The sequence below is a fragment of the Borrelia hermsii DAH genome (assembly GCF_023035675.1).
GTDB lineage: Bacteria > Spirochaetota > Spirochaetia > Borreliales > Borreliaceae > Borrelia > Borrelia hermsii.
The window spans coordinates 532,839-556,738 of the sequence record NZ_CP073136.1; the positions used below are offsets into that span (position 1 = coordinate 532,839).

General features: G+C 29.5%; 21 protein-coding genes and 3 tRNA genes. 10 read left to right on the forward strand and 14 right to left on the reverse strand.

The features are described 5' to 3' along the window. The first annotated feature begins 81 nt into the window (after positions 1-81). On the forward strand, positions 82-1,059 hold the full coding sequence (trxB, locus tag bhDAH_RS02590; protein ID WP_012422275.1) for a thioredoxin-disulfide reductase: 978 nt from the start codon (positions 82-84) through the stop codon (positions 1,057-1,059). Between the two features lie 27 nt (positions 1,060-1,086). On the opposite strand, the gene rlmB is transcribed toward trxB, so the two are convergent. From rlmB to grpE, 4 genes are read right to left on the reverse strand one after another with little or no spacing between them, the layout of a single operon-like run. Continuing rightward, positions 1,087-1,821 (reverse strand): 23S rRNA (guanosine(2251)-2'-O)-methyltransferase RlmB, encoded by a 735-nt coding sequence (rlmB, locus tag bhDAH_RS02595; protein WP_012422276.1) that lies wholly within the window; start codon positions 1,819-1,821, stop codon positions 1,087-1,089. A 1-nt stretch (position 1,822) separates the two neighbouring features. Further along, a complete protein-coding gene (dnaJ, locus tag bhDAH_RS02600) occupies positions 1,823-2,926 on the reverse strand; it encodes a molecular chaperone DnaJ (RefSeq protein ID WP_012422277.1) in 1,104 nt (367 codons plus the stop codon). Continuing rightward, entirely contained in the window at positions 2,926-4,824 is a 1,899-nt protein-coding gene (dnaK, locus tag bhDAH_RS02605; protein WP_012422278.1) for a molecular chaperone DnaK, read from the reverse strand. The genes dnaJ and dnaK overlap by 1 nt, the downstream gene beginning before the upstream one ends. 40 nt (positions 4,825-4,864) lie before the next feature. Further along, positions 4,865-5,413 carry a nucleotide exchange factor GrpE gene (gene grpE, locus bhDAH_RS02610; RefSeq protein ID WP_012422279.1) on the reverse strand — a complete coding sequence of 183 codons (549 nt, stop codon included), beginning with the start codon at positions 5,411-5,413 and terminating at the stop codon, positions 4,865-4,867. Positions 5,414-5,684: 271 nt separating this feature from the next. Between grpE and bhDAH_RS02615 the strand changes: the two genes are divergently transcribed. From bhDAH_RS02615 to bhDAH_RS02625, 3 genes are read left to right on the forward strand one after another with little or no spacing between them, the layout of a single operon-like run. Then, positions 5,685-6,167: a glutathione peroxidase gene (locus bhDAH_RS02615; RefSeq protein WP_012422280.1), complete on the forward strand. Its 483-nt coding sequence runs from the start codon at positions 5,685-5,687 to the stop codon at positions 6,165-6,167. A 43-nt stretch (positions 6,168-6,210) separates the two neighbouring features. Beyond that, positions 6,211-7,761: an NAD(+) synthase gene (nadE, locus tag bhDAH_RS02620; protein WP_043924522.1), complete on the forward strand. Its 1,551-nt coding sequence runs from the start codon at positions 6,211-6,213 to the stop codon at positions 7,759-7,761. After that, the gene (locus tag bhDAH_RS02625) at positions 7,754-9,337 is read left to right on the forward strand and encodes a SpoIIE family protein phosphatase (protein WP_012422282.1); all 1,584 of its coding nucleotides are present in this window, start codon (positions 7,754-7,756) and stop codon (positions 9,335-9,337) included. The genes nadE and bhDAH_RS02625 overlap by 8 nt, the downstream gene beginning before the upstream one ends. 155 nt (positions 9,338-9,492) lie before the next feature. On the opposite strand, the gene bhDAH_RS02630 is transcribed toward bhDAH_RS02625, so the two are convergent. After that, positions 9,493-9,918: a hypothetical protein gene (locus bhDAH_RS02630; RefSeq protein ID WP_012422283.1), complete on the reverse strand. Its 426-nt coding sequence runs from the start codon at positions 9,916-9,918 to the stop codon at positions 9,493-9,495. A 117-nt stretch (positions 9,919-10,035) separates the two neighbouring features. Between bhDAH_RS02630 and bhDAH_RS02635 the strand changes: the two genes are divergently transcribed. Beyond that, positions 10,036-11,838: a hypothetical protein gene (locus bhDAH_RS02635; protein WP_043924452.1), complete on the forward strand. Its 1,803-nt coding sequence runs from the start codon at positions 10,036-10,038 to the stop codon at positions 11,836-11,838. Continuing rightward, a complete protein-coding gene (locus bhDAH_RS02640) occupies positions 11,831-12,616 on the forward strand; it encodes a type III pantothenate kinase (RefSeq protein WP_043924453.1) in 786 nt (261 codons plus the stop codon). The genes bhDAH_RS02635 and bhDAH_RS02640 overlap by 8 nt, the downstream gene beginning before the upstream one ends. A gap of 97 nt (positions 12,617-12,713) precedes the next feature. Here bhDAH_RS02640 and bhDAH_RS02645 read toward each other — a convergent pair whose 3' ends face one another. Genes bhDAH_RS02645 through bhDAH_RS02655 form a run of 3 tightly spaced genes read right to left on the reverse strand, consistent with a single transcriptional unit; the run spans position 12,714 to position 15,413 of the window. Then, entirely contained in the window at positions 12,714-13,529 is an 816-nt protein-coding gene (locus tag bhDAH_RS02645; protein WP_043924454.1) for a TIGR02757 family protein, read from the reverse strand. Next, complete coding sequence (locus bhDAH_RS02650) at positions 13,513-14,124, reverse strand: glucosaminidase domain-containing protein (RefSeq protein WP_012422287.1); 612 nt, start codon at positions 14,122-14,124, stop codon at positions 13,513-13,515. The genes bhDAH_RS02645 and bhDAH_RS02650 overlap by 17 nt, the downstream gene beginning before the upstream one ends. Before the next feature lie 2 nt (positions 14,125-14,126). Beyond that, positions 14,127-15,413 (reverse strand): hypothetical protein, encoded by a 1,287-nt coding sequence (locus bhDAH_RS02655; RefSeq protein WP_012422288.1) that lies wholly within the window; start codon positions 15,411-15,413, stop codon positions 14,127-14,129. 401 nt (positions 15,414-15,814) lie between these two features. Between bhDAH_RS02655 and bhDAH_RS02660 the strand changes: the two genes are divergently transcribed. Genes bhDAH_RS02660 through bhDAH_RS02675 form a run of 4 tightly spaced genes read left to right on the forward strand, consistent with a single transcriptional unit; the run spans position 15,815 to position 20,951 of the window. Continuing rightward, positions 15,815-16,573, forward strand: a complete 759-nt coding sequence (locus bhDAH_RS02660) for an MBL fold metallo-hydrolase (protein ID WP_012422289.1) — start codon at positions 15,815-15,817, stop codon at positions 16,571-16,573. A 19-nt stretch (positions 16,574-16,592) separates the two neighbouring features. After that, entirely contained in the window at positions 16,593-17,354 is a 762-nt protein-coding gene (gene xth / locus bhDAH_RS02665; protein ID WP_012422290.1) for an exodeoxyribonuclease III, read from the forward strand. 22 nt (positions 17,355-17,376) lie between these two features. After that, entirely contained in the window at positions 17,377-18,123 is a 747-nt protein-coding gene (locus bhDAH_RS02670; protein ID WP_043924455.1) for a hypothetical protein, read from the forward strand. Next, positions 18,120-20,951, forward strand: a complete 2,832-nt coding sequence (locus tag bhDAH_RS02675) for a M16 family metallopeptidase (RefSeq protein ID WP_012422292.1) — start codon at positions 18,120-18,122, stop codon at positions 20,949-20,951. Before bhDAH_RS02670 ends, bhDAH_RS02675 begins: the two co-directional genes overlap by 4 nt. Here the strand turns inward: bhDAH_RS02675 and bhDAH_RS02680 are convergent. The 6 genes from bhDAH_RS02680 to bhDAH_RS02705 all read right to left on the reverse strand — a co-directional run bounded on the left by bhDAH_RS02680 (position 20,948) and on the right by bhDAH_RS02705 (position 23,834). After that, positions 20,948-22,420 (reverse strand): hypothetical protein, encoded by a 1,473-nt coding sequence (locus bhDAH_RS02680; protein ID WP_043924523.1) that lies wholly within the window; start codon positions 22,418-22,420, stop codon positions 20,948-20,950. The two genes, bhDAH_RS02675 and bhDAH_RS02680, sit on opposite strands and share 4 nt — an antisense overlap. A 59-nt stretch (positions 22,421-22,479) precedes the next feature. Beyond that, a tRNA-Glu gene (locus bhDAH_RS02685) sits at positions 22,480-22,552 on the reverse strand. Between the two features lie 7 nt (positions 22,553-22,559). Next, positions 22,560-22,632: transfer RNA gene (locus tag bhDAH_RS02690), tRNA-Lys, on the reverse strand. Between the two features lie 96 nt (positions 22,633-22,728). Continuing rightward, positions 22,729-22,802 (reverse strand) — tRNA-Lys (locus bhDAH_RS02695). A 49-nt stretch (positions 22,803-22,851) separates the two neighbouring features. Further along, on the reverse strand, positions 22,852-23,487 hold the full coding sequence (locus bhDAH_RS02700; protein ID WP_012422294.1) for a tetratricopeptide repeat protein: 636 nt from the start codon (positions 23,485-23,487) through the stop codon (positions 22,852-22,854). Beyond that, positions 23,484-23,834, reverse strand: a complete 351-nt coding sequence (locus tag bhDAH_RS02705; protein WP_012422295.1) for a bactofilin family protein — start codon at positions 23,832-23,834, stop codon at positions 23,484-23,486. The genes bhDAH_RS02700 and bhDAH_RS02705 overlap by 4 nt, the downstream gene beginning before the upstream one ends. Between the last annotated feature and the right edge of the window lie 66 nt (positions 23,835-23,900).

Consider the following 23,900-nt stretch of genomic DNA (forward strand, 5'->3'; position numbering starts at 1 on the left):
TATTTGTGGCATTTGAATGAAGTTATATTTAAATATTTGATGTAGTGCATTTTATAGGTTAAATGGAGTTAATGGATATTTATGTTAAAGTTTGAAACACTGGATATAAAAAAGAGCAATAAAAGAATTGTAAGAACAGAGATGGGCTCTGTTGAAGATGTGGTTATTGTTGGTTCAGGGCCCGCGGGGCTTACGGCTGGAATTTATACTGTTATGAGTGGATATAAGACAGTTGTCTTAGAGGGCCCTGAGCCTGGGGGACAGCTTACAACGACTACGGAAGTGTATAATTATCCAGGATTTAAAAATGGTGTGAATGGAAGAGAATTGATGTTAAATATGAAAGAACAGGTGATCAATCTGGGTGCTACCACGTATCTTGAAACTGTAAGATTCATAGAAAAGAGAGATAATATTTTTTATATCTTTACTGATAATTATATTTATAAAAGCAGAGCTGTTATTATTGCAGCGGGCTCGGTACCTAAAAAACTTGATACTCTTAAGAATTCAGATTTGTTTTGGAATAAAGGTATTTCTGTGTGTGCAATTTGTGATGGGCATCTTTTTAAGGGTAAAACTGCTGCAGTAATTGGTGGGGGCAATACAGCAATCTCAGAAGCTATTTATTTAAGCAAATTATTAAAAAATGTATATGTTATTGTAAGAAGAGATTGTTTGAAAGCTATTGCTATGCTAAGAAGAGATGTTGAAAAGTTACCTAATGTTGAGATTTTATATAACTGTGAGGCTATAGAAGTTAATGGAGATAATGTTGTATCTGGTATGCAAATTATGAATAGTAAGGATAATTCTACTTTTAAGTTAAGTGTAGATGGAATATTTATAGCTATTGGTTATAAGCCAAATACGGATTTTTTAAAAGGGTTTTTGGAATTAGATGAAGATGGATATATATCTACTCAAGCTCTTGTTAAGACTAGTGTTAAGGGAGTATTTTCGTGTGGTGATGTTAGTAACAAGCTTTATGCACAAGCTATTACGGCTGCTGCTGAAGGGTTCCTAGCTTCTGTTGAAGTGAGAAATTTTTTGGGATAATTGGTTGGCTTAATTATAAAAAATGTGTTAAAGCAAATTAAGTTGTCTTTTTATTTCAAATATTAAAATTCCTGTTGAAACTGATACATTCAATGAATCTATCTTACCCTTAGTTGGAATTCTTACTAAAAAATCTGAATTTTCTTTTATTAGTTTATGTATTCCTTTGCCTTCATTTCCCATAATAAGTGCAATTTTAGTGTCATTTATTGGAGTGGTGTTTATTGCCTTTCCTTTGATATCACTTGCATATATCCAGAATCCATTTTTTTTTAAATATTTTATTACGTTATTTATGTTTGGAACTACCAGTTTATTAACATATTGACTTGCACCAGAGCTAGTGCGCAAGATGGTTGCATTATCTTTTGCACTTCGTCTCTGGCTAGTAATTACAAGATCAATGTTAAATTGCTCTGATGTTCTAAGAATAGCTCCAAAATTTTGAGGATCTTCTATTCCATCAAGTATTAAGATAAATACATTATTTTGATGTTGAAATTCTTCTAAGAATTCTTCTAAGTTTTTATCTTGTTTTTTTGTATTGTTAGATTTTAAAGTTTTTAATTTTAATGCAAAACCCCTATGATCGTTGTTGCCAATTATCTTGGCAAGATCATTCACTTTTATTATTTGAATTTTATGTTCTTTAGCTAGTTTTTCAATGTTTATACTCTTTGGACTTGTCTTTGAAATGTATAACCTAAGTCCTTTATTATTTTTTATGCTTTCGATTATTGAATTGGCGTGTGTGATGTACATACTAAACTTTATTTAAAGTGATTTCATCAATATCTTTGATTTCCTTGCTTAAATCTTCCAGTAGACAAGTGGCATTGTGACTTAGATTTTTAGGAGTTTTGATCTTAATAATTAAAATAAGATTTCCAAATTTTTCTGTATGTAGTATTGGCATGCCCTCATTCTTGATAATAATTTGTTCATCATTTTCTGTGCCCTTTGGAATCTTTATTGCAATCTTTTTTGCTGCTATTGTTTGTATTTTTATTTCTTTTCCAAGTGCAGCTTGAGTAAAGCTTATTGGAAGAGTTGCGTATAGATCTTTCCCATTCCTTTTAAAAATTTTATGAGGCTTTATTGATACTCTTATGTAGAGATCTCCGTATTGTTGATTATCGGGATTTACGCTACCTTTTCCTCTTATTTTAATTTGTTGTGAGTCATCAATACCTGCTGGAATCTTGAGTTCGATTGTTTCTTTGTATTTCAGACTTCCAGTTCCTTTGCATGATTTGCAAGGATTTGATATTATTTTGCCATTTCCATAGCATTTCGGACATGTAGTTGTTACTCTGAAAAATCCCCCTCCTTGCATTACTCTGCCACTGCCATTACACACGTTGCATATTGAAGGACTAGTTCCTTTTTCAGATTTTTTTCCTAAGCAAGATTCACATAGCATATTTCTTGCAATATTAATGTTATTGTTATAACCTAAATAGGCATCCTCAAGTGATATTTCGATTTGGTATGTTATGTCTTGACCCTTTTCATGCTGTCTATTTTTATCTTGCCCACGTTTTCCAGTAAAAAATGAATCAAAGATATCTCCGAAATCTTCAAAAATATCTGAAAAGCCACTAAATCCGCTAGAAAACCCATTAAATCCTGAGGTTCCCCCGCCTTCAAAAGCTGTATGTCCAAATCGATCGTATTGAGCACGCTTGTTATCATCTCCCAAAACCTCATAAGCTTCTGTTGCTTCTTTAAAAATAGATTCAGCCTCTTTGTTATCTTTATTTTTGTCTGGATGATATTTGATTGCTATTTTTCTATATGCTTTTTTTATTTCATCTCTTGAGGCTCCTTTTGAGAGCCCCAAAATTTCATAATAATCTCTTTTCACTATTTCTTATCCTCATCAACAACTTCGTAATCAGCTTCTTTGCTTTCACTACCTGCATTGTTTTGAGCATTATCTTGATTTGATGAACTGGCTTGAGCGTCTTTGTACATCATTTCAGCTATTTTATAAGAAGCTTGTTGAAGTTCTTCTGTTTTTGATTTAATTGAAGATACATCCGATCCTTCTAGTGCGTCTTTAAGTTCTTTTATTTTATTTTCAATAGCTTCCTTGTCTTCACTTGTTATTTTATCTCCATATTCTTTTAGAGATTTTTCTGTTTGGTAAATTAAGGAATTAGCTATGTTTTTTGTTTCTATGCTTTCTTTTAGTTTTTTATCTTCCTCAGCGTGAGCTTCAGCATCTCTAACCATTCTTTCAATTTCTTCCTCAGATAGTCCTGATGATGACTCAATTCGAATTTTTTGTTCTTTTCCAGTTCCCATATCTTTAGCAGAAACATGAACTATTCCATTAGCATCAATGTCAAAACTAACTTCTATTTGTGGGACTCCTCTTGGTGCTGCTGGTATTCCGTCAAGAATGAAATTACCTAGTACTCTGTTTTGTGATGCCATCTCACGTTCACCTTGCAAAACTTTAATGTCTACGGAAGTTTGGTTATCTGCTGCTGTTGAGAATACTTGACTCTTCTTGGTAGGAATTGTAGTGTTTCTTTCAATGAGCTTTGTCATAACTCCACCAAGAGTTTCAATACCTAGTGAGAGGGGTGTAACATCAAGGAGCACCATATCTTTAGTCTCTCCTGTCAAGATTCCACCTTGAATTGCAGCTCCTATTGCAACAGCTTCATCAGGGTTTACACCTTTATTTGGCTCTTGAGCGAATATTTCTTTTACGATTTTTTGGATGGCTGGTATTCTTGTAGAGCCTCCAACAAGTATTACTTCATTAATGTCAGAAGCTTTAAGCCCAGCGTCTTTAATAGCATTAAGACATGGTTCTTTTGTTTTTTGAACTAAATGATCTACCATCTGTTCAAATTTTGCTCTTGTTAGAGTATATTGTAGGTGTTTAGGTCCATTTGCATCGGCTGTGATGAATGGAAGGTTTATTGATGCTTCTTGAGCACTTGAGAGTTCTATTTTTGCCTTTTCTGCTGCTTCTTTAAGCCTTTGAAGTGCCATTTTGTCGTTTGACAGGTCAATAGCACTATCTTTTTTAAATTCAGTAATTAAATGTTTGATGATTTCATCATCAAAGTTATCTCCTCCAAGATGGGTATCCCCATTTGTTGATTTAACTTCAAAAACACCGTCTCCAAGTTCAAGTATTGAGATATCGAATGTTCCCCCACCAAGATCGTAAACAGCAACTATTTCTTCATTTTTTTTCTCAATCCCATAAGCAAGAGCTGCAGCTGTTGGTTCATTAACAATTCTCTTAACATCAAGCCCCGCAATCTTTCCTGCATCTTTTGTTGCTTGTCTTTGAGCATCATTGAAATAAGCCGGAACAGTGATTACAGCTTCAGTAACTGTTTCTCCTAAATATGCCTCAGCTGTTTCTTTCATTTTGGTAAGAGTTGCAGCTGATATTTCTGGTGGTGACATTTGTTTTTTTATATTGGAAATGTTTACACGAGCATCTCCATTTTGTCCCTTTTCTACTTTATAAGGAACCATTTTGATTTCACTCGCAACTTCCTCAAATCTTCTTCCCATAAATCTTTTGATTGAATATATGGTATTTTCAGGATTTGTAACCATTTGATTTTTTGCTACTTGTCCTACAAGTCTTTCACCTTTGTTTGTGTAAGCTACAATTGATGGAGTAGTTCTTCCTCCTTCTGAATTTTGTATTACAACAGGTTTTCCATGTTCCATTATTGCTACACATGAATTTGTTGTGCCAAGGTCAATTCCTATTATCTTTCCCATATAAAGCCTCCTTTTATTATTTTTTTGTCTCTAATATTAATTAATTTTTGCTTTGTGCAACTTTAACTTTTGCAGTTCTTAATACTCGATTATTGTAGCAGTATCCTTTTTGGTATACTTCCACGATTTCAGGAGTTTTAACCCCTTCTTTTTCTTCTATGCTTATTGCTTCATGTTGGCTTGGATCAAAGTCCTCTCCCGGTTTGCCAAACTTTTTTAGATTATACTTTTTGTCAAAGCTTGAGAGCACTTCACTTTCAATCATACTAATTCCTGATAATAGAGTATCAAAATCCTTTGATTGTTTTGATGAATCTATTGCTCTTTCTAAATTATCAAGAAAGTTAATTATATCTTTCATTATGTTTTCATTTGCGAATTTAATAAAATTTTCTTTATCTTTTTCAAGTCTTTTTCTAAAATTTTCAAATTCTGCTTGTTTCCTTAAATATAAGTCTTTTAGATTTGAAATTTCATTTTCTAGTTCAGCAACTTTTTTCCCCATGCTAGGACTGTCTTCATTTGGGAGCGTTTCATTTTCTTGTTCTTTAATTTTTTCAGATTCTTCGCATCTTTTCTTTTCTTCCACTTTGGCCTCCTTTTATAAAGCATTTTATCTTTAAAGAAAATATTTTACAAATTTTTTCTTTAAAGAATTTTTTGTTAATTTGATTCATTTTAATTATCTTTAAAAGAGCCGATTTTGACTATTAAGCGATAATAGTATAATATTGACACATATTTCAAGCTTAATAAATTCTTATGTGTACTTTTTTGTCAAAATAAAAAAAATACATTGGTTGTTTTTGTTATTTAAAATTATGTCTAAAAATTGGCTTGAATATATTTAAGGGGTTTTTATGAGTGTGTATGGTTTTAGAGCAAGGCTTGCATCAGGGCCTGAAATTTCTCTTTCAGATTATATTCGAAAAGTATTGCTTATAGTTAATGTGGCAAGTGATTGTAGTTATACAAATCAATATCAGGATTTGGAAGTGCTTTACAAGATATATAAACGGCGGGGGTTTTTAATATTGGGATTTCCTTGTAATCAGTTTGGATTTCAGGAGCCTGGATCAAATAATGAGATTTTAAAATTTTGTCGGACAGTTTATAATGTCTCATTTCCTATTTTTTCTAAAATTGATGTTAATGGTGAGAATGCACATCCTTTATATAGATATCTAAGAGAAAAATCTCCAGAGGAATTTAAAGGAGATATTCGTTGGAATTTTACTAAATTTTTAATAAACCGAGAAGGCAATGTGGTAGGTAGGTATACTCCTAAGATAGCCCCAATTAAAATGAAAGATGATATTGAGAAATGGTTAAGTGTGATTTAGAGTTTTCTTGTAATTTTTTCTGTTATTGCTTATTATTTATTTTGTGAAAATATGTATAGCGCAGACAAAATGTAGACTTTTTAAGTTTAAACAGATTCTGAGTGAGTTTAAGGAAAATTATGAGTATGCTATTCAAAATAAGGTTGATATTTTAGTTTTTCCTTTTATTTTTATTGGGGGCATTGAGTACAAGAATTTATTTGATAGGGCAGAATATTTGAGCAAAATTCTTTATTGCCTTGATTTTATAAAAGAGCAAGTTGATGATAGACTTTGTGTTGTATTTGGACATTATAGTTTTTATGAGGGTAAATTATTAGATTGCATATCTGTAGTAAATAATCATCGGTTTGTCTTGACATCTAGGGAAGTCAATGTGCCGGTTTTATTTGATTATAAGGGTAAAAGTATTGCTGTATTAAATCTGGGAGATGAGCTTTTATTTCAGGGATTTGATGAAAAATTTAGTGCGTCTTTTAGTAACATTGATTATCTCTTAATTCCATCAAAGTCTTATTTTACTGGAGATAAGAATAATTTGAGGCTTGAATTTTTCAAAAAAATAGCTGTTAAAAATAATTTGGAAGTTGCTTATGCCAATTTATATGGTACTTATGATTCTATTGTATTTGATGGTTTGAGTTTTTTTATTAATAAATACGGTAAAATAAAACAGGCTAGAGAATTTAAAGACGATATTTTATTTAATGAAAGATTTCATGATTTAGAGCTTGACTGTGAGTCTAAAATTTTTGATAGACTTATTGAAGCATTGATAAGTAGTTTAAAAGAATATGTTAAGCTTTCTGGGTTTGATAAAGTTCATTTGGGTGTTTCTGGAGGCATTGATTCTGCTCTTGTTGCTTATATTGCATGTGTTGCTTTAGGGGCTCATAGAGTTGTTGGCGTTTCTATGCCTAGTAGGTTTTCATCAAAAGGATCTGTTTTTGATGCAAAAGAACTTGCTAGAGAATTGGGATTTAAGTTAATTGATATGCCTATTGAAAGCATGTTTCAATCTGCTTTAGAGTTTTTTGATGGGTATTTTGATACAAAGGGAGTTACTGAGGAAAATCTTCAAGCTAGACTTAGAGGGATTTTTTTAATGTCTTATAGTAATGCAAATAAATCTTTGCTTCTAAATACTGGAAATAAAAGTGAAATTGCTGTTGGTTATTGCACTCTTTATGGCGATTCTTGTGGTGGAATTGCTTTAATTGGTGATTTATTTAAGCGAGATGTTTATAGTCTTGCAAAATATATTAATTTAAAAGAAGGAAGATCAGTTATTCCTGTTGATATTCTTTTAAAAGAACCTTCTGCCGAGCTTAGACCTGGTCAAAAAGACAGCGATTCTCTTCCTAGGTATGAAATTCTTGATGAGATATTAAGTCAATATTTACTTAAAAATGAGTCCTTGGAGTTGCTTTATGAATCTTTTGGAAAAGAAGTGGTTACAAAGGTGTTAGATCTTTATTCTAGAAGTGAGTATAAAAGAAGGAAAGGCCCTATGATAGTTAAAGTTTCTAGAAAAGCTTTTGGTAATGACATTTTACTTCCTATTTCAAGAGTTGCGTTAACTGAGGATGAATAGTAATAATGTTATTAGTATATTAAATGAGTTTAGTTTAAAATTAGAAGAGATTTTCTTGCTTATCAATACTGATTCTTCTGAACTTTACAAAGAGACTCCTAGATATTTTTATAATGATATTACAAATTATCTTGAATTAACTTTAGAGATCGCTAATAAATTTCAGGGGGAATTCGAAGACCCACAAGACTTAAATTTAGGCAAATTTTTGATTAGAAGTATGAAATGCGATTTAATTTCTTATTTATATTTATCTTTGGAATTAATAGATAATGCTATGCGTTATAGTGAGATTAAAGATGCTGGTATTGCCTTTTTTAAGGCCATTGCTTTTAAGATCTCATCGATAATATCTTATATAGAGATTGAGCTTGAGAATGTGGTTCTCTCTTCTGCTATTGCAAGTAGACAAGCTTTAAATAAAGATGGACATAAGATATTAATTTTCTCTTGTGATAGTATGTATAGTAAAAAGCTTAAAGACCATTTGATTTTAAAAGACTATGCTGTTTTATCTACAAATACTGTGGACTTATTTAATCAGTTACTCTGTAATGATTTTTATGATTTAATTATTTTTGATTTAAGTTCGGATAAAGATATACAGTTGATTTTAAACTTGCTTAAGAATGTTAAGAATAATAGTTTTTATGAAATGATTCCTGTTATTGTTATTTCTCAAATAAATAGGAAAGATATTATTCAGACTTTTATTGAAGAGCAAGTCGATGATTATTTTTTAAGAAATCTAGATTTCTTGGTATTAGATCTTAGGATAAGTAGTTTTCTTGAAAAGAAAAAGGTTATAGAACAGGGACAAAAATATTTAGATCTTATACTTCATAATAGAGAATATTTCGAGAGTGAGCTAATTGAGGCTGGGAATTATATTGAAACTTTATTGCCCATGAAGATGCAAAATGAATTTTTTAGTTCTAATTGGATTTTTGTTCCATCAAAACGAATTGGCGGTGATTTTTTTAATTATTATTTTGTTAATGATGATAATTTAATAATCTATTTGATAGATATTTCAGGTCATGGAGTAGGTTCTGCACTTTTATCCCTTAGCGTTTCAAGTGTTATTAATTCTTATATCATGAACAATAATGATATAAGTCCTTCTAAGGTATTAAGATATGTTAACAGTTATTTTGTTAAGTTTAAAAGTGATATGCTGATTACATTGTGGTATGGTGTTTTAAATGTAAAAACAAGACATCTAAGGTTTGCATCAGCAGGAGCACCACCTGCTGTTGTTTTAAGTGCTGAGGATAATATTTATCTTCAGACAAGAGGGGCGATTCTTGGGATTGAAGAGATGTATTCTTGTGAGGAAAATGAATATTCATTGAGTAAGTTTTCGCATCTCGTACTCTTTAGTGATGGTGTTTATGAGATTGAAAATAAGCAAGATATAATAATGTCTATTGATGATTTTTATAAGATATTGAAAAAAAATTCATATGATTTAAATGATTTTATTTTAGTAAGTCTTTATGAAAAGATGTTGAATTTATCAAAATATAATGCCTTTAGGGATGATTTTTCTATTTTGGAGTTTATTCTTAATTAGTTGATAAGCTAGATTGGGATTTCAAGGGCTACGCATGTTTGTTAAATAATGTTGCTATTTTGGGAATTAAAGTTTAATTTGATTTATATTGTGACTTGCATTAAAAGATGGCTTGAATATTGATATTAGTTATTCCAATAGGTGGGGTTATTTCTTTACATTTTTTTAGATGTTTTTTTGTTTTGTGGGATGTTTGAGTTATTAATAGATTTTAATAGTTTATTTAGTGTCCAAGTTGAAAACTTGATATAAAGTTTTTTTATAGGATTTTTTGTGTTTTTAAGTAGTACTCTTAAAGATTCTATATTCATTATAGTGATTATTTCTTGTAAAGTTTTTGGCAAGTTGTTAAAAATCTTAGAACCGACTTTGTGTCCTTCCATGATGAAGTTTTGAAGCATTACTTGATCTTTCTTTTGTAACCTTCTCATATATAATTTCAGTATTTTCTCTTGTGAATTCATTATTTCTGCATTTATTTGTTCTTGTTTTTTTGATATTTTTTTTGATTCAATAATAGGTTTTTTAGGAAGAGATTTATATGGATTTGTTCCTGGGATATAATTTTTTGGAATCTTCATTTATTTCTTTACTCCTATTTGTATTGATCGCATATACTTTGATTAATTTTATTAAGTTTTTTGCTTTTATACAACCGATATTGATATTTTAATTCTTTATTATTAATATTGAATGATATGAATAAATATTTGAGTTTAAGTTTTTTATACTTGCTAATTGGTATTTTGTTTTTATTTTTGGTTGTTTTTATGCAGTTTCGAGACTTAAGTTTAAATGTGTTTTTATTAAAGGATTTAAAATTTTTAGTTAATAATAAGGTTGAAGATAATCAATATGTTTTAGATAATCTCACTCTTAGCGTAAGGGGTATTAAGATAAATTTGTCTAAGACAAAACCGCTTATTATTCCTGAAAATGGGCTTCATCTTTATCCCCTTTCTTACAAAGTGCAAGATAATGCTATTTACGTTTATTTTGAAAATAATATTTTTTTACTCTTTTCATTTGATTCAAATAATAACTTTAATGTTAGTTCAAATCTTTCTAAAAAACTGCTAATGAGTTATGAAATTGAGAGTGATTATAAAATTTTATTTGATGATAATATTATTATTAAGGCTACAGATAGTCATTTTGAGGTTTCTTTGGGAAAGCATAGTCAGATGAATGAGAGAGAAATTTCAGTTAGTCCTCAAGAAGTTTTTCAGATCGGAGATTTGGTTGAAGGAGCTAAAACCTCAGATGAATTGATTTCTAGCAAATCGGATATTCCTTTAGATGTAAATTCTCCAGTTGTGTATTCATCGATTAAGAAGGTAGGTAAAGAGGATTTTGACTCAGCATTGGTTAGATTTAGAGATAAAGCCTATGCTGCATGGAGCAACAAGTCACGATTTAGTGTTGAAAAGGGTGGATGGCGTAAGGGTAATGTATATTCTTTTGATGAGGATATATTTATTTATTTTTTGGCTGAGTCTTTAACAAGACCTGATTATGAAGCTCTATTTTTGAAGCTTAAATCTTTAATAAGCCTTAATGAAGAGCATTTAACGTATTTAAGTGCAAGTTACTATGTTGATGCAGACAAACTTGATAAGTTTTTTCGATATTTATCTGTAAATAAAACTTTTATTAATTCTCTTGAATCGGATAAGCTTTTGAAATATTTAAAAGAAGATGCGTATCTTTTAGAGAAGATTTTTTTATCTGAGAATGTTTCTATTTTAAATGTTGCCTTAAAGATTTTAAGGGAGCCAGAAGTAATATTGACTTCTGGATTTAATTTAATCCAAGCTTATAATGTTCTCTCTAATTATATTATCTTCTTGCAATTTGATAATGATCGTTTTGTGCTTGGTAAGCTTAAAGAAGAATTAACTAAATTTGTATCTACTTTATTTTCTGTAACTAGTAATGGAGAAGCGTATGTTCCTGGGAATAGGAGTAATGTATCTTGGGATTTTGAATATACACTTAAGATTGCGGGTTTACTTAAAAGACTTGCTTCCCAATTAGGTAATGATTTAATCTTGGAGTTTGTTTGTAATGCTATTTATTATTCTTTACTTAAGCCTGATATCGAGAAGATTCCTTATGAAAATTATTATGCTGATATTGTTGATAATGATTATATTCCGAGATTTAGGTTGTTGTCAAATCTTGGAGTTGGACATTGGATATATGGCGCAACAAAGATTATAAATTTTAATCTTTCTAATGCGTTTTATTCTATTGATTTTGATCGTGTTTTAAATTCCCCTGGGTATTTCTTTTTTAAAGGTATTTCGAATCCTACCTTGGTTAGGTTTAGAAATATTAATTGGTTTACAGATCCTCAGTTTTACATGTATTCTGATGGATGGAGATATTATTCTGATAATAAGATATTGGTTTTAAAAATAACCCCTAAGAAATCTGATGATACAAAGATTCTCTTAAGATTTGATGATATAAAGGCATTTGAGAATATTGATGAATAAATTTGTTGGTGCAGTTCAGTTAATCATTGATATTGGAAACACAAGTATATCTTTTGCATTGTATAGACTGGACAAAATGCAGATATATTGCAAGCTTGGCACAAAACGTGATTTGAGCTTTAAGGAGCTTTATAAGTTTCTTAAGGTTAAATTTGACTACAAGGTTGATCAAGTGTTTGTAAGTAGTGTTGTACCTGTTATTGACACAGTACTTATCAATGCAATTGTTTCCCTTTATAAGGTAAATCCTTTATTCATTCGATTTGATTTAAGTTATGACTTAAGTTTTAATCTTTATAATAACAATAGATTCGTATTAGGGTCGGATGTTTTTGCAAATCTTGTTGGAGCTATTGAGTATTATAATATTAATGATGCTTTGGTAGTAGATCTTGGAACAGCTTGTACTATTTTTGCGATTAGCAGAAGGGAAGGTATACTTGGTGGTCTTATTAATGGTGGGCCATTCACAGATTTGAATGCATTAATTCAGAATGCATATCTTTTAAATGATTTTAATCTTGCAGTACCAAAAAAATTGCTAGGTTTATCAACTATTGATAGTGTAAATAGTGGTGTAATTTATCAGTATAAGTATTTAATAGAAGGCGTTTATCATGAACTTAGACATAATTATGATAAGGAATTTAGATTGATAATTACAGGTGGAAATTCTTATTTAGTTTTACCTTTAATAAGCGTGGATTTTATAGCTAATTTGTATTTGACCCTTGAAGGAATTAGGATTTTGGGAAATGCTTTTAAAGGTGATTATTAGTGCTTTTATTATGTGTTTTTTTAATAAAGGTTTTTATGATGCGTAATTATTAATATTATATTATGTGATATAAATTAAATTTTCTTGTTAATAATGCCTAGTATTTAAATTTGAAAATGTTTGTAAATAGTTCTTCTTTATTAAATGTTCTGTTTATTCCAAATCGGGTTAAAGAAAAATCATATTTTACAGGGTCATCTTTATTCTTTTTTGAGAAATGTTTTGTGACTTCTATTGCTCTCTTAAGACTTACATTTTTGTTGTTTTGGAGATTAAATAGTTTTGATGAGATGTCTCTCATGTGAGTATCCATTGGAATTATTAAATCTGATGGGCTGAATTTATTCCAAATTCCTAAGTCAACATCATCTTTTCTTATCATCCATCTTAAGAATAGAAATAGTCTTTTACAGGCACTTCCCTTTGAAGGTTTTGGAAGTATTATGCTGAATGAGTGTTCATTGATATTTTCCATTTGTGTTATTAGTTCGTTTAGGCTTGATATGAAGTTTTTATTTTTTTTGTAAATGTTATAGAGTAAATTTTCAATTGTTAAGTATTTTTCTTGTATTTTTTTCAAAGGTATTAGTAGTCTTATAATATCTTCTGTTTTGAAAAATCTATAAGTAAAGTCTTTATATGTTGTCTTTAAATCTTCTTTTGTAAGTGTTTTGAGTGTTTTTGAAGGTTTGCTTCCAAGTGGTTTTAAAACGCAATCAATTGCTTTTAATATTTGTTCAACTCTTCCTAGTGCGAGTGATGAGCTAATGAGACCTGCAAGTTCAATATCTTCTTTTTCTGTATATTTGTACAAAAATTCTAGTGGATCTGGATGCACAAATTCTCGTTTATTGTATTTGCTATATATAATTTCTAATATGTCTAATATAGTATCCTTATTTTTTTGCTTCATCAAATTCTAATAATCCAAGCAATATTTTTTTTAACTTTTTATCATAAAGTTTATCTTTGGCCCATTTTCCGGTAAGATCATATATTGTTGGAGCAGAGCCTCTTTTGACGAGGTAAAATCTAGGATCAACCATATTGGAATTTATGTTTTGTCTTGAAGCATAAGCTTTTAAATGTTGAATATGTGCTCTTATTCCTTCTTTGATATTAGAAAAAGAATTTCCCTTTGTAAAGTTATCAGTAGCTCCTATGCCTGAGAAATTATGCTGTTCTTTAGAAACGATACCATTAAATTTTAAAATGCCTGTTTCAAGTAGCATTTGAGCATAGGCAATATCATAATTTATGCCTTCAATTATGGCTTCATCTATGTAAGTTTGTGCAATTGTTTTAACGTATTCTGCTTCAAGGTGGGGATTCATTTTTAATGTATATCTTATAAGATCTTCTACTTGACTTTTTCCTTTACTTAGTAGGAAGGGAATATATTTTTCTTTTTGTATTTCAGTATTTATTTCAATTATTTCTTCAATACAGTAACTCTTTACTGTTAGCAATATCAAAGATATTGCTAACAGTATGAATTTTTTTTGCATTTTTAAGATCCTCTGTCCTCAATGAATTTATTGATTTCGTTGATTACAAAATCAAACCTTGGTAGCATTAATTTTTTGTCTTTAAAGAAATTGAAACTTTCTAAATAACTTCTACTGAAGATGAAATCAGAAATTTCACCAATGTTATTCATGTTTATTACTTTTATATAAGATGGATCTGTGTTTGTTTTTTGCCATTCATTCTCATCTTGTTTTATTAGTAGTTGCAGTGTTTTTATTTTGAAGTTTTGAGGTTTTCCACCGATATTTATGTATTTTTTTATTTGCTTGTTTTTACTAATGATTGCATTTGCAATATTTGCTTGATTCCCCATTGTAATTAGAATTAATTGATTCAGCTCTACTCTTGGATCTAGAAATTTTAATTTTTGAGTTGATTTAATAAGTTCAAGAACATTTTGAATTTCTATAACTTCAGATGTTTTGTCTTTTCTGTCGCTGAAAATTTTGATAGGTTCTATTAGATACTTAATAGTTGCGTTTGAAATATAAGTTAACAAGCTTGTATTGTTGTTTGTAATAAAATTACTAGCGTTCATATGGTTGTATTGTGGAGCGTATAGATATACGATATTTCCTTTTTTAACTAGTCTGTTTACAAATGATTTAAACATTGAATCATGAGAATAAAATGGCAGTATAATTAAGATACTATCATATAATTTTTGATTATTGCTAATTGGAGCATCTTTATATACATTCTCATATTTTGGCAGATAGTTCATTTCATTTATAAAAAATGGATTAAAATCGTAATGAAAAAAAGGATTTTGACGTTTAAGTCCTAGCGTAAAATTGATTGGATACCATACTGATAAATTTAAATTATTCTTATGATCTTTGATTTTTGTAAATCCTACTTTGTAGCTGGAATTTACATCTTTTGGATAGTCTGTAAAGAAACCAAGGTATGAAAATATAGTTGCAATTAGTACGACCATTATAGATGGTAGTACTATCATTATTTTAAATGGGATAGTAAAAATGATTCTTTTAAGTTTATTATCTTTTCTCTTTGTGCGTCTTCTAAGAATTATTGTTTTTATGATTTTCATGGTAGTTGTTATTAAAAAGAATAAAAATATGGATCCGGCATAAAACATTAATGGTCTTATTTCTATGAGATATAGAGTAATTATAAAAAAGATTCCGGGGAAGACTATGAAATAATCTTCGTAAGAAAATTCTCTTTTAAAATTGAATAAATTTATTATTAAAAATATACTAAAACTTAATAAAAATATTGTTTCGTAAGATTGTTCATGCATAAAAAATAATTTTTCCTTAGATAATTATAAGCATAAAAACGCTATTTACAAAATAATTTATTAAGTTATAAAGTAGATTATTATGATATAATGTAGGCGATGTTATTTGATTTTTATTTTAATAAATAGGGATTGATATTTATCTTGTTTGATTTTAGGTATTAATTATTGATTATGACTTTTTGAATTTTTATTTGAAAATCTAAAATTAGAGTTATAATTAATGATGGTTGAGGGGGTGGTTTATAATTTCTTTTTCTGAAAACTAAGTTAGTTTAATTTTGTGTTTCTTGCATTTAAGTCATTTATTATGTATTGTTTTATCTGATATCTTATTTTATTCTTTTATCGTTTGGTTTTATTATGGTATAATTGGATTCCTTAAGGGGTAATGTTAGTACATGTTGGGAATCTTTTTAGGAACCGGTGCATCAAGTGGTGTTCCTATGTTGAATTGCAGTTGTAGAGTATGCAGTTTAAACTTTGGTAAGAATAAAAGACTTAGAAGTGCCTTTTTCCTTAGTTTATATGGAATGAACTTGTTAATCGATACAGGTCCTGATATTAGAGCTCAGCTTTTAAGAGAAAATATCGTTAAGTTGGATTTGGTATTGTATACTCATGAGCATTATGATCATATTATGGGTCTTGATGATATTAAATTTTATACAAGGACTGCTCCTTTGCCTATTTATGCGCGAGAGAGCACAATGCAACACATTAAAAATGCCTTTCCGCATAATTTTTCGTCAAAAGTATCTATAAGTGGGAAAGCAAATATTATTCCTGGATTGGCAGTGGATTTGCAACAAATTTTTTTTAGAGGAATAAAGATAATGCCAATTCCTTTATTACATGGAGATATAATTAGTTTAGGCTATAGAATAGATAATCTAGCATATCTTACTGATGTTAAATCTATTCCTGAAATTTCTTACAACTATTTAAAGGGCTTGGATGTACTCGTAATAGATGCCTTAAGGATTAAACCTCATCCTGGACATCTGAATTTTGATGATGCTATTAATGAGGTTAAAAAAATAAATCCTAAGATTGCTTATTTTACACATATTTCACATGATATCCTGCATGAGGAATTTGATTATCTAAAGAGAGATGATATTTATTTGGCTTATGATGGGCTGCAGATACATGTTTAACTTGAATTGGTAAATAGTTATGAATTTAATTTCTTGGAATGTCAATGGAATAAGAGCTGTTTTTGGTAAGGGTTTCTTTGAGTTTATTGAAAAATATAATCCGGATATCTTGTGTCTTCAGGAAACCAAGGCTTGCAAAGAGCAGTTACCAAAAGAGCTTATTAGCATTGAGGGGTATTATTCTTATTTTTCAAAATCCATAATCAAGGGTTATAGTGGGGTTGCTCTTTATTCAAAGATTGAGCCTATTAAATTAGAGAATATGAGAATGGAAATATTTGATAGAGAAGGGAGATGTCTTATTGCTCATTATCGTGATTTTATCCTTATTAATGCGTATTTTCCTAATTCCCAAGCTTTAAGAAAAAGACTTAATTATAAGCTTGAATTTTTAATGAGCCTTGAATCTATTGCAAATTCATTTGTAACTGCTGGAAAGAATGTTGTTATTTGTGGTGATTTTAATATTGCGCATACAGAAATTGATCTTTCTAATCCTAAGTCCAGCAGAGAATCTGCTGGTTTTTATATTGAAGAGACTACTTGGATGGATAACTTTTTAAATGGAGGTTATGTAGATACCTTTAGAATGTTTAACGGGGAGCCAGGTAACTATACTTGGTGGGATTATAGAACAAGGGCAAGAGAGCGTAATATAGGTTGGAGGATTGATTATTTTCTTGTAAATAAAGTCTTTAAATCTGAGGTAAGGGATGCTTTAATTTTAAATGAGGTAATGGGTAGCGATCATTGTCCTGTTTTTTTAGAGTTAAAGCAGTAAAGTGTGTGTATGGAAGATGTATATGAGTAGATATTTTATAACAATTCTGTTTTTTTTTATTCATGGTTTTATTTTTGGGATTAATTTAGAGAGTGTTGATTTTTACCGCAGTCTTGATAAGGAAGAGTTATTATTTGTGATTCACTTATTGGAGCGAGAGAAAAATTTGACTCAAAAAAATGAATTTTTTACGTATATTGATCTAGCAAAGCGGGTTTTAACTGAAAGGGGTGTTCAAGTTTTAAGTGGCGGTAATGAGTTAGATGGTATGCATCATATTAATATTCTGCAACGCCCAGAGAATTATAATAGTTCGAAGTTCGTCTTAAAGGCCTCGAAAGATTTAAATATTTTTGTTTATTTTGATGGTAGTGATAGATTTTTAAAAACTTTAGATGGGCGCAATGTAGGTGTTCAAGATGGTAATTTTGTGATTTTAGAGCCAGTATCCTTTAAAGGGTATGATAATGTATCAAGTGAGCATACTACTATTGAAATTTATGAGACGAGTATTTTAAGTCCTGATTTTAGTAAGTTTGTTTTAGATAAATTGAAACCTTTTGTATATGTTAGGGAATTGAATAAGAGGGTTTACCTTGATGATATTTCAAAGTTATCGAAGGGGGAACTTTTATTTTTATTTTATGAATTGTTTCCCATTTCTAGGTTAAAGGGTTTACAGGATTGGTATGATTTTGGATTTTCATCTATTTTAAGAGAAATTAAAAAAGTTTATGACATAAGAATAAATGCAAGGAAAAGGGAATGAAATACGAACATATTCATATTAACAATATTAGTATATTAAAATTTGTCTTTTTAATTTTGGTCTTTCTGTTTTTATCTTGTTCATCTGCTAAGTTAAAGGTTGATAAAAACTTAGTAAGTGGCCAGCTTGAAAATGGACTTAAATATTATATTTATGGCAATCAACTTCCAAGTAAGGCTGTTCATATGGGAGTTTTGTTTAATGTTGGATCTTTAAACGAAGAGGAAAATGAGAGAGGTTTGGCTCATTATCTTGAACATATGGCTTTTAAGGGTACAGCGGATTATCCTGGTGGTGAGGGTGTTTTTGAAGTTCTTAAGAAATTTGGGATGAAATTTGGAGCTGATATTAATGCTTATACTAGTTTTGATAAAACTTATTATCACCTTGATTTGCCAGATGGTGGTAATGAGTCAGAGATTGATGAGGCCTTGAATGTATTAAGGAACTGGGCTTTTCAAATTGAATTTGATGAAACAGAAATAGATAAAGAGCGTAATGTTGTTCTTGAAGAGAAAAAGCGTGGAGATAATTATTCTGGTAGGGTAGCTGAAAAAATGTTCGGGGTTATTTTGGGCGATAGTAAATATGCAGTCAGATTTCCTATTGGACTTGAAGAGAGAATTTTATCTTTTAAATCAGAAGATTTTAAGAAATTTTATAAGAAATGGTATAGACCAGATCTTACTAGCATCATTGTTGTGGGAGATATTGCTCCTGATAAAATTGAAAATAAAATAAGAGAACGGTTTGCATCTTTAGAGAAACCGGTAAGTGAGCCTGAAAAGGTTAAAATAAATTTGGGTACGAGCATTGATGAAAAATTTATAAGTATAGAAGATATTGAGATACCATTTCCTAGTCTGAATTTTGTTATTAAAAAGAGGATTAAAAATAATAGTTTTGATACTGTTGATTATGTTGCAAGAATGGTTGAGAAAACCTTATTAGATGAGCTTTTTGTAAATAGATTTTATGAGTTAAAGATCGCTGGAACAAATTATTTTATGTCATTTGATAAATTTGATTCGGAATTTAAATCCGATGATAATTATGTTTTGATTAATGAAATTTCATTTAAGATTAATCCAGAGCATTTTAAAGAAGCTATTGAAGGGTTTTTCTATGAAATTGAGAGAATTAAGAGATTTGGTTTTACAAAAGGTGAAATCGATAAGATCAAGTCTAAGCTTATAAGTTCTGCTAAGCTAAGCAAGGATAATATCAATAAGCGATATTCATCTAGTATTGCACGTACCTTAGTAGATAGTATTTCTCAAGATTCTTTGATGTTTGATATGAATGAATATTTTGATATTATTATTGAGCATCTAAATAAAATTAGCCTAAGAGAAATATCAAATTTTGCCAAGCGTGAAGCATCCATAGATGATATGGCTATTATTTATTCTTATTCTAAGAAATTTCATCCCAATTTAACTTTTGAAGAGATGAAAGAATTGCGTGATCTTGCTTTAGAGAGAGAAATTAAACCTTATGATGATATATCAATTCAGGGTGAATTCTTTAAAAAGTCTTTGGAAAGTAAAAATATTATTGATGAGAAAGAATTATCTGATGGAATTTCATCATTTATGCTGGAGAATGGAGTTGAAGTTTACTTTAAGCAAAATGATCAGAAAAAAAATGTAGTTAATTTTAGAGCATCTTCTTGGGGTGGTTTGTTAAGTGAGGATGCTGAACTTGTTCCTGTTTTGTCTTTAGCCCCAGGAGTAGTTTCTAATTCAGGGTATGGGGATTATTCTCAGCTTCAAGTTGAAAAATATTTGTCAGATAAGGTTGTAAGTTTAACCCCAACAGTTGGTGATCAAATGTCGATCATTAATGGTAGCGCTGATACTAAGGATATTGAAACTCTTTTTAAGCTTATATACTTTACATTTAATGAGCCAAAGATAGATGATGTTGTTTTGCAAAGTACCATTGATGATGTAAAAGCAACAATTAAGAGTAAGGAGAATAGTTCTAAATATCTTTTTAATAGTGCTGTTAGGAGATTTTATAATAATGATGATTACCGTTTGAGAGACATTAAAGAATCTGATTTGAAAAATGTATCAAAGGGTGTTCTTTTGGATTTCTATAAAAGGAGATTTACTTATGCAAATAACTTCAAATTTGTTTTTGTGGGAGATGTTGACTTAGAGACAATAAAAAATCTTTCAAGTAAGTATTTAGGTAATTTAAGTTCCAAAAAATTGGATGAGTTTAGAGATTTGGATTATTCTTATAAGAAAAGTACGGATAGAATAGTTATAAAAAAAGGTGAGGATTCAACTAGTACTGTGTGCATTTTGTATCCTTTTAAGTTCAATTATACACCTGAGGATCTTATAAATTATGAGGCTTTAGCATCGCTATTAACTGAAGGTCTTGTTAAAACTATTAGAAGAAAGCAATCTAGCGTTTATTCAATAGGAGCATCTTTTGATTATTTACTTAGAAAACATTCTAATTCGGATGGTTTTTTAACTGTGTATTTTACTGTTGAACCTAAGGTCTTAGATAATGTCTTGAAGGCTGTTAATGAGTATATATTAGAAAAACAAAAAGTAGCTTTTGTGGACGAGGATTTTAATTATATTAAGAAGAATATTATTAAAAATCATAATATTAGTTCTGAATCTAATGGGTATTGGATTTCAAAGATATTATATACAGTTATTTGGTATGGTGCCTTAAGAGATACTTTCAGTGCTAAATTTATTGAAAATAATTTAAGTAAAGACACCATAAATATGTTGTTTAAGAAAATTGATGTTAAGCAAGGAGTAGAGATTGTATTAAGCCCAGAAAAGGGTAATTAATTTGCAATTTTGTTAGCATATATATTTTTCTTTTTTATTATTTTATCCTTGAAAAGGATTAATAGTTCTCCGGCTATTAATCCTTTTGCTTTCCATAATAATTCTTCTAATTTTATAGCCCATGCTTTATATCTCTCAAGTCCAAGTTTGGAGAAATATTTGGTGTTAGTTAAATAATTTGCAATATCTTCTTTTGGAATTTGAGTGGTGTAGGTGTAGAATTCGTTGATTACTAAATATTTAGACTTAACATCATAACCTTTATTGTCTAAAAATTTAATCCAGGCTTTTTTATCTTTTGATAAGATATTTTTATTCCAAAAATTAGAGATTGCTTTATTGAAATTATTGTCTATAAAGAAATACATGTGTAATATTTCATGCATAAATATTATCATTTGAGCTATTTTTGACGTAGTTGCATCTTCTGAATAGGTTGCAAATGCAGTATTTCTTGATTTGTCTTTGATTTTAATTGTGTTGTTTTCAATATATGCTAATTTGTTGATTATAATTAAGTTTTTTAAAATTGTTTCTTCTTTGTTTAATTTTATATTTGATTTTTGTGCTGCATTGAAAAACAGAATTATGTCTTTAAGTCTATAATTGTGACCTTTCCATCCTACTTTATTTTCTAGCTCGTTGTTTGGTAGTAACGTTCCTCTGAATTCTTTTTTTTCGATAAAAAATGCCATTCTTTTTAGCATTAGAGACTGATCGTTTAAGTTCTTGAATTTTAATACATATATGTTAGGTTCTGCTATTAGTTTGAAAAGCTCAAATGAATCTCTTCTGTAATTTTCTTTTTTATAGTTGAAAATAAATTTGAGATCAGAATTTATTGGTTTGTTTATGTCATAGTAAGCATTCATGTCAATATATCCAATTTTACTTATTTGAAGCATATTGCTGTTTTTAGTAGACTTTATTTCGTCATTATTATTGTCTAGTGATGTGTACTTTATGAAATTAGATAATACTATTTTTTGAGATTCTTTTTCTGAATATAAGTTTGTGAGCATGGGATTTAATATTATTTTTTTTGCTTTAAAGCCTACGATAGGAAACATATTTTTGTTAAGATTAAATTTAATAGAATATTTATTTTGACTAATTAAGATTTTGAATTTCTGAAGACTTGATCTTGTTGTTTTAATCTTTGAATTTTTTATTTCAATGTTATTTAGTTTGATGGATTTGATATTATTCATTTTGATTTCTATCGTTAATTCTTTGTCTTGATTTATTATTTTTGGAATATTATATAAGTAATTTTTGTCTTGAGTCTTGATTTCTATGCTTGCATTTTCATTAATCCGGAGATTTAGTACAATGTGACTTACTTTTTTTTTATCATAACGTATTATTTTGTGATTGTTATTACTGATAGGAGATTTTTTTTCATTTTTGTTTGCATATATTGCGTAGAGACTTGTTAATAAAACCACTGTTGCTAGAATATTTTTCATTATCACATATATATTAATACAATAATGAAAAAGAGAGAACCTATGAGGATCTCTTTGTACATCCTCTAGGGGAATTGAACCCCTGTTGCCAGGATGAAAACCTGGAGTCCTAGGCCACTAGACGAAGAGGACAAAAAATTGAGCTCAGTAGGACTCGAACCTACGACCCTCGCCTTAAAAGGGCGATGCTCTACCAGCTGAGCTATAAGCCCGTAAACAATTAAATCTACCAAAGATAATTATATCATTTGTTTCAAAATATGTCAATACTCTGAAATAAGCAAAACCTTTAGCTTAAATCATTCAAATGAGCTGCACAGGACTCGAACCTGTGACCTGCGGGTTAAGAATCCGATGCTCTGACCACCTGAGCTAGCAGCCCTCTGTTATTAATAAACTAATAAATAGGATAAATGCTTACAGGTATAATGTCAAGGATTATGATTATTTTTTTCTATCTTTTTTAGCAGATTTTTTGCTTCTAAGTGATTGGGATTTAAGGTTAGCAATTTTGTTAGAGTTTCTTTTGCTAAAATTTTATTTTTTGCATTAAGTCTTGCTTTTGCAAGCTTTAATAGTATGTTCTGATTATTTGGTAAGAATCTTAAAGCATTTTCATACGCGAAATCAGCCTCATTATATCTTTCAAGTTTATAAAAAGAGTCTGCAGTTAAAATGTATACTTTAGCTATTCGTGCTCCATTGGAGCCAAGGCTAATATATTTCTGAAAATGTTTAAGAGCATTTTTATATTGCCCTTGGAAAAAATAAGCTTCTCCTAATGTTTGGATGATTCTTGAATCATGATTGTTTATTTCAAGTCCTTTGATGGATTCGAGTTCGGCCCTTTTATATTCACCTGTTGCTATTAGACTCCATATAAGTATTACCCTTGCATCTAAATTATTTGGCTTGTGTTTTATTTCGTTTTGGGTATTGATAATAGCTTCTTGGAATTTTCCTTGCCTGTAGAGTAAAAGCGAGTCTTCTTTTTCTTGTGCTTTTAGTAGGCTTAGGCATGAAAATAGCATAAGGATTATTTTTAGGAAAAAACTTTTATTTGTCATTTTTCTTCCATCTCACAATTTCCATTAAAGAGTGCTCCTGAGTCTATGAAGAGCTCTTTTGTTTTAATGTTGCCGATTAACTTTCCAGTTTTGTAGATTTTTATTGTCTCTAAAGCTTCTACATTACCTTTTATTGTTCCATGATTTAGGAAATTATTACACTTAATTTCTGCTTCTACATTAGCTTTTTCTCTTAAGTAAATTGAACTTGTGGAATTTATAAACCCTTTAAGTGTTCCTTCAATGATTATTGGTTTATTGCTTTCTATATATCCTTCAAATTCAAAATTATTCTTTATAACATTTTGGGTATTACTTTCTTCAAATTCTAGGCTATCTATACTCAATTTAACTCCTAAAAATGAATGCTCAAGTTAAGCATTCATTTTTGCTTTAACCTTAGCTTTAAACTT

What these genes read in the sequence shown, in the direction of transcription:
- bhDAH_RS02645 (WP_043924454.1), bottom strand. Translation starts at nt 13,529, where the DNA reads ATGAAGCAAAAAAATAAGGATACTATATTAGACATATTAGAAATTATA.
- bhDAH_RS02650 (WP_012422287.1), bottom strand. Translation starts at nt 14,124, where the DNA reads ATGCAAAAAAAATTCATACTGTTAGCAATATCTTTGATATTGCTAACA.
- bhDAH_RS02640 (WP_043924453.1), top strand. Translation starts at nt 11,831, where the DNA reads ATGAATAAATTTGTTGGTGCAGTTCAGTTAATCATTGATATTGGAAAC.
- bhDAH_RS02660 (WP_012422289.1), top strand. Translation starts at nt 15,815, where the DNA reads ATGTTGGGAATCTTTTTAGGAACCGGTGCATCAAGTGGTGTTCCTATG.
- bhDAH_RS02655 (WP_012422288.1), bottom strand. Translation starts at nt 15,413, where the DNA reads ATGCATGAACAATCTTACGAAACAATATTTTTATTAAGTTTTAGTATA.
- bhDAH_RS02635 (WP_043924452.1), top strand. Translation starts at nt 10,036, where the DNA reads ATGAATAAATATTTGAGTTTAAGTTTTTTATACTTGCTAATTGGTATT.
- bhDAH_RS02700 (WP_012422294.1), bottom strand. Translation starts at nt 23,487, where the DNA reads ATGACAAATAAAAGTTTTTTCCTAAAAATAATCCTTATGCTATTTTCA.
- rlmB (WP_012422276.1), bottom strand. Translation starts at nt 1,821, where the DNA reads ATGTACATCACACACGCCAATTCAATAATCGAAAGCATAAAAAATAAT.
- bhDAH_RS02630 (WP_012422283.1), bottom strand. Translation starts at nt 9,918, where the DNA reads ATGAAGATTCCAAAAAATTATATCCCAGGAACAAATCCATATAAATCT.
- dnaK (WP_012422278.1), bottom strand. Translation starts at nt 4,824, where the DNA reads ATGGGAAAGATAATAGGAATTGACCTTGGCACAACAAATTCATGTGTA.
- bhDAH_RS02670 (WP_043924455.1), top strand. Translation starts at nt 17,377, where the DNA reads ATGAGTAGATATTTTATAACAATTCTGTTTTTTTTTATTCATGGTTTT.
- bhDAH_RS02675 (WP_012422292.1), top strand. Translation starts at nt 18,120, where the DNA reads ATGAAATACGAACATATTCATATTAACAATATTAGTATATTAAAATTT.
- xth (WP_012422290.1), top strand. Translation starts at nt 16,593, where the DNA reads ATGAATTTAATTTCTTGGAATGTCAATGGAATAAGAGCTGTTTTTGGT.
- bhDAH_RS02625 (WP_012422282.1), top strand. Translation starts at nt 7,754, where the DNA reads ATGAATAGTAATAATGTTATTAGTATATTAAATGAGTTTAGTTTAAAA.
- bhDAH_RS02615 (WP_012422280.1), top strand. Translation starts at nt 5,685, where the DNA reads ATGAGTGTGTATGGTTTTAGAGCAAGGCTTGCATCAGGGCCTGAAATT.
- trxB (WP_012422275.1), top strand. Translation starts at nt 82, where the DNA reads ATGTTAAAGTTTGAAACACTGGATATAAAAAAGAGCAATAAAAGAATT.
- bhDAH_RS02680 (WP_043924523.1), bottom strand. Translation starts at nt 22,420, where the DNA reads ATGAAAAATATTCTAGCAACAGTGGTTTTATTAACAAGTCTCTACGCA.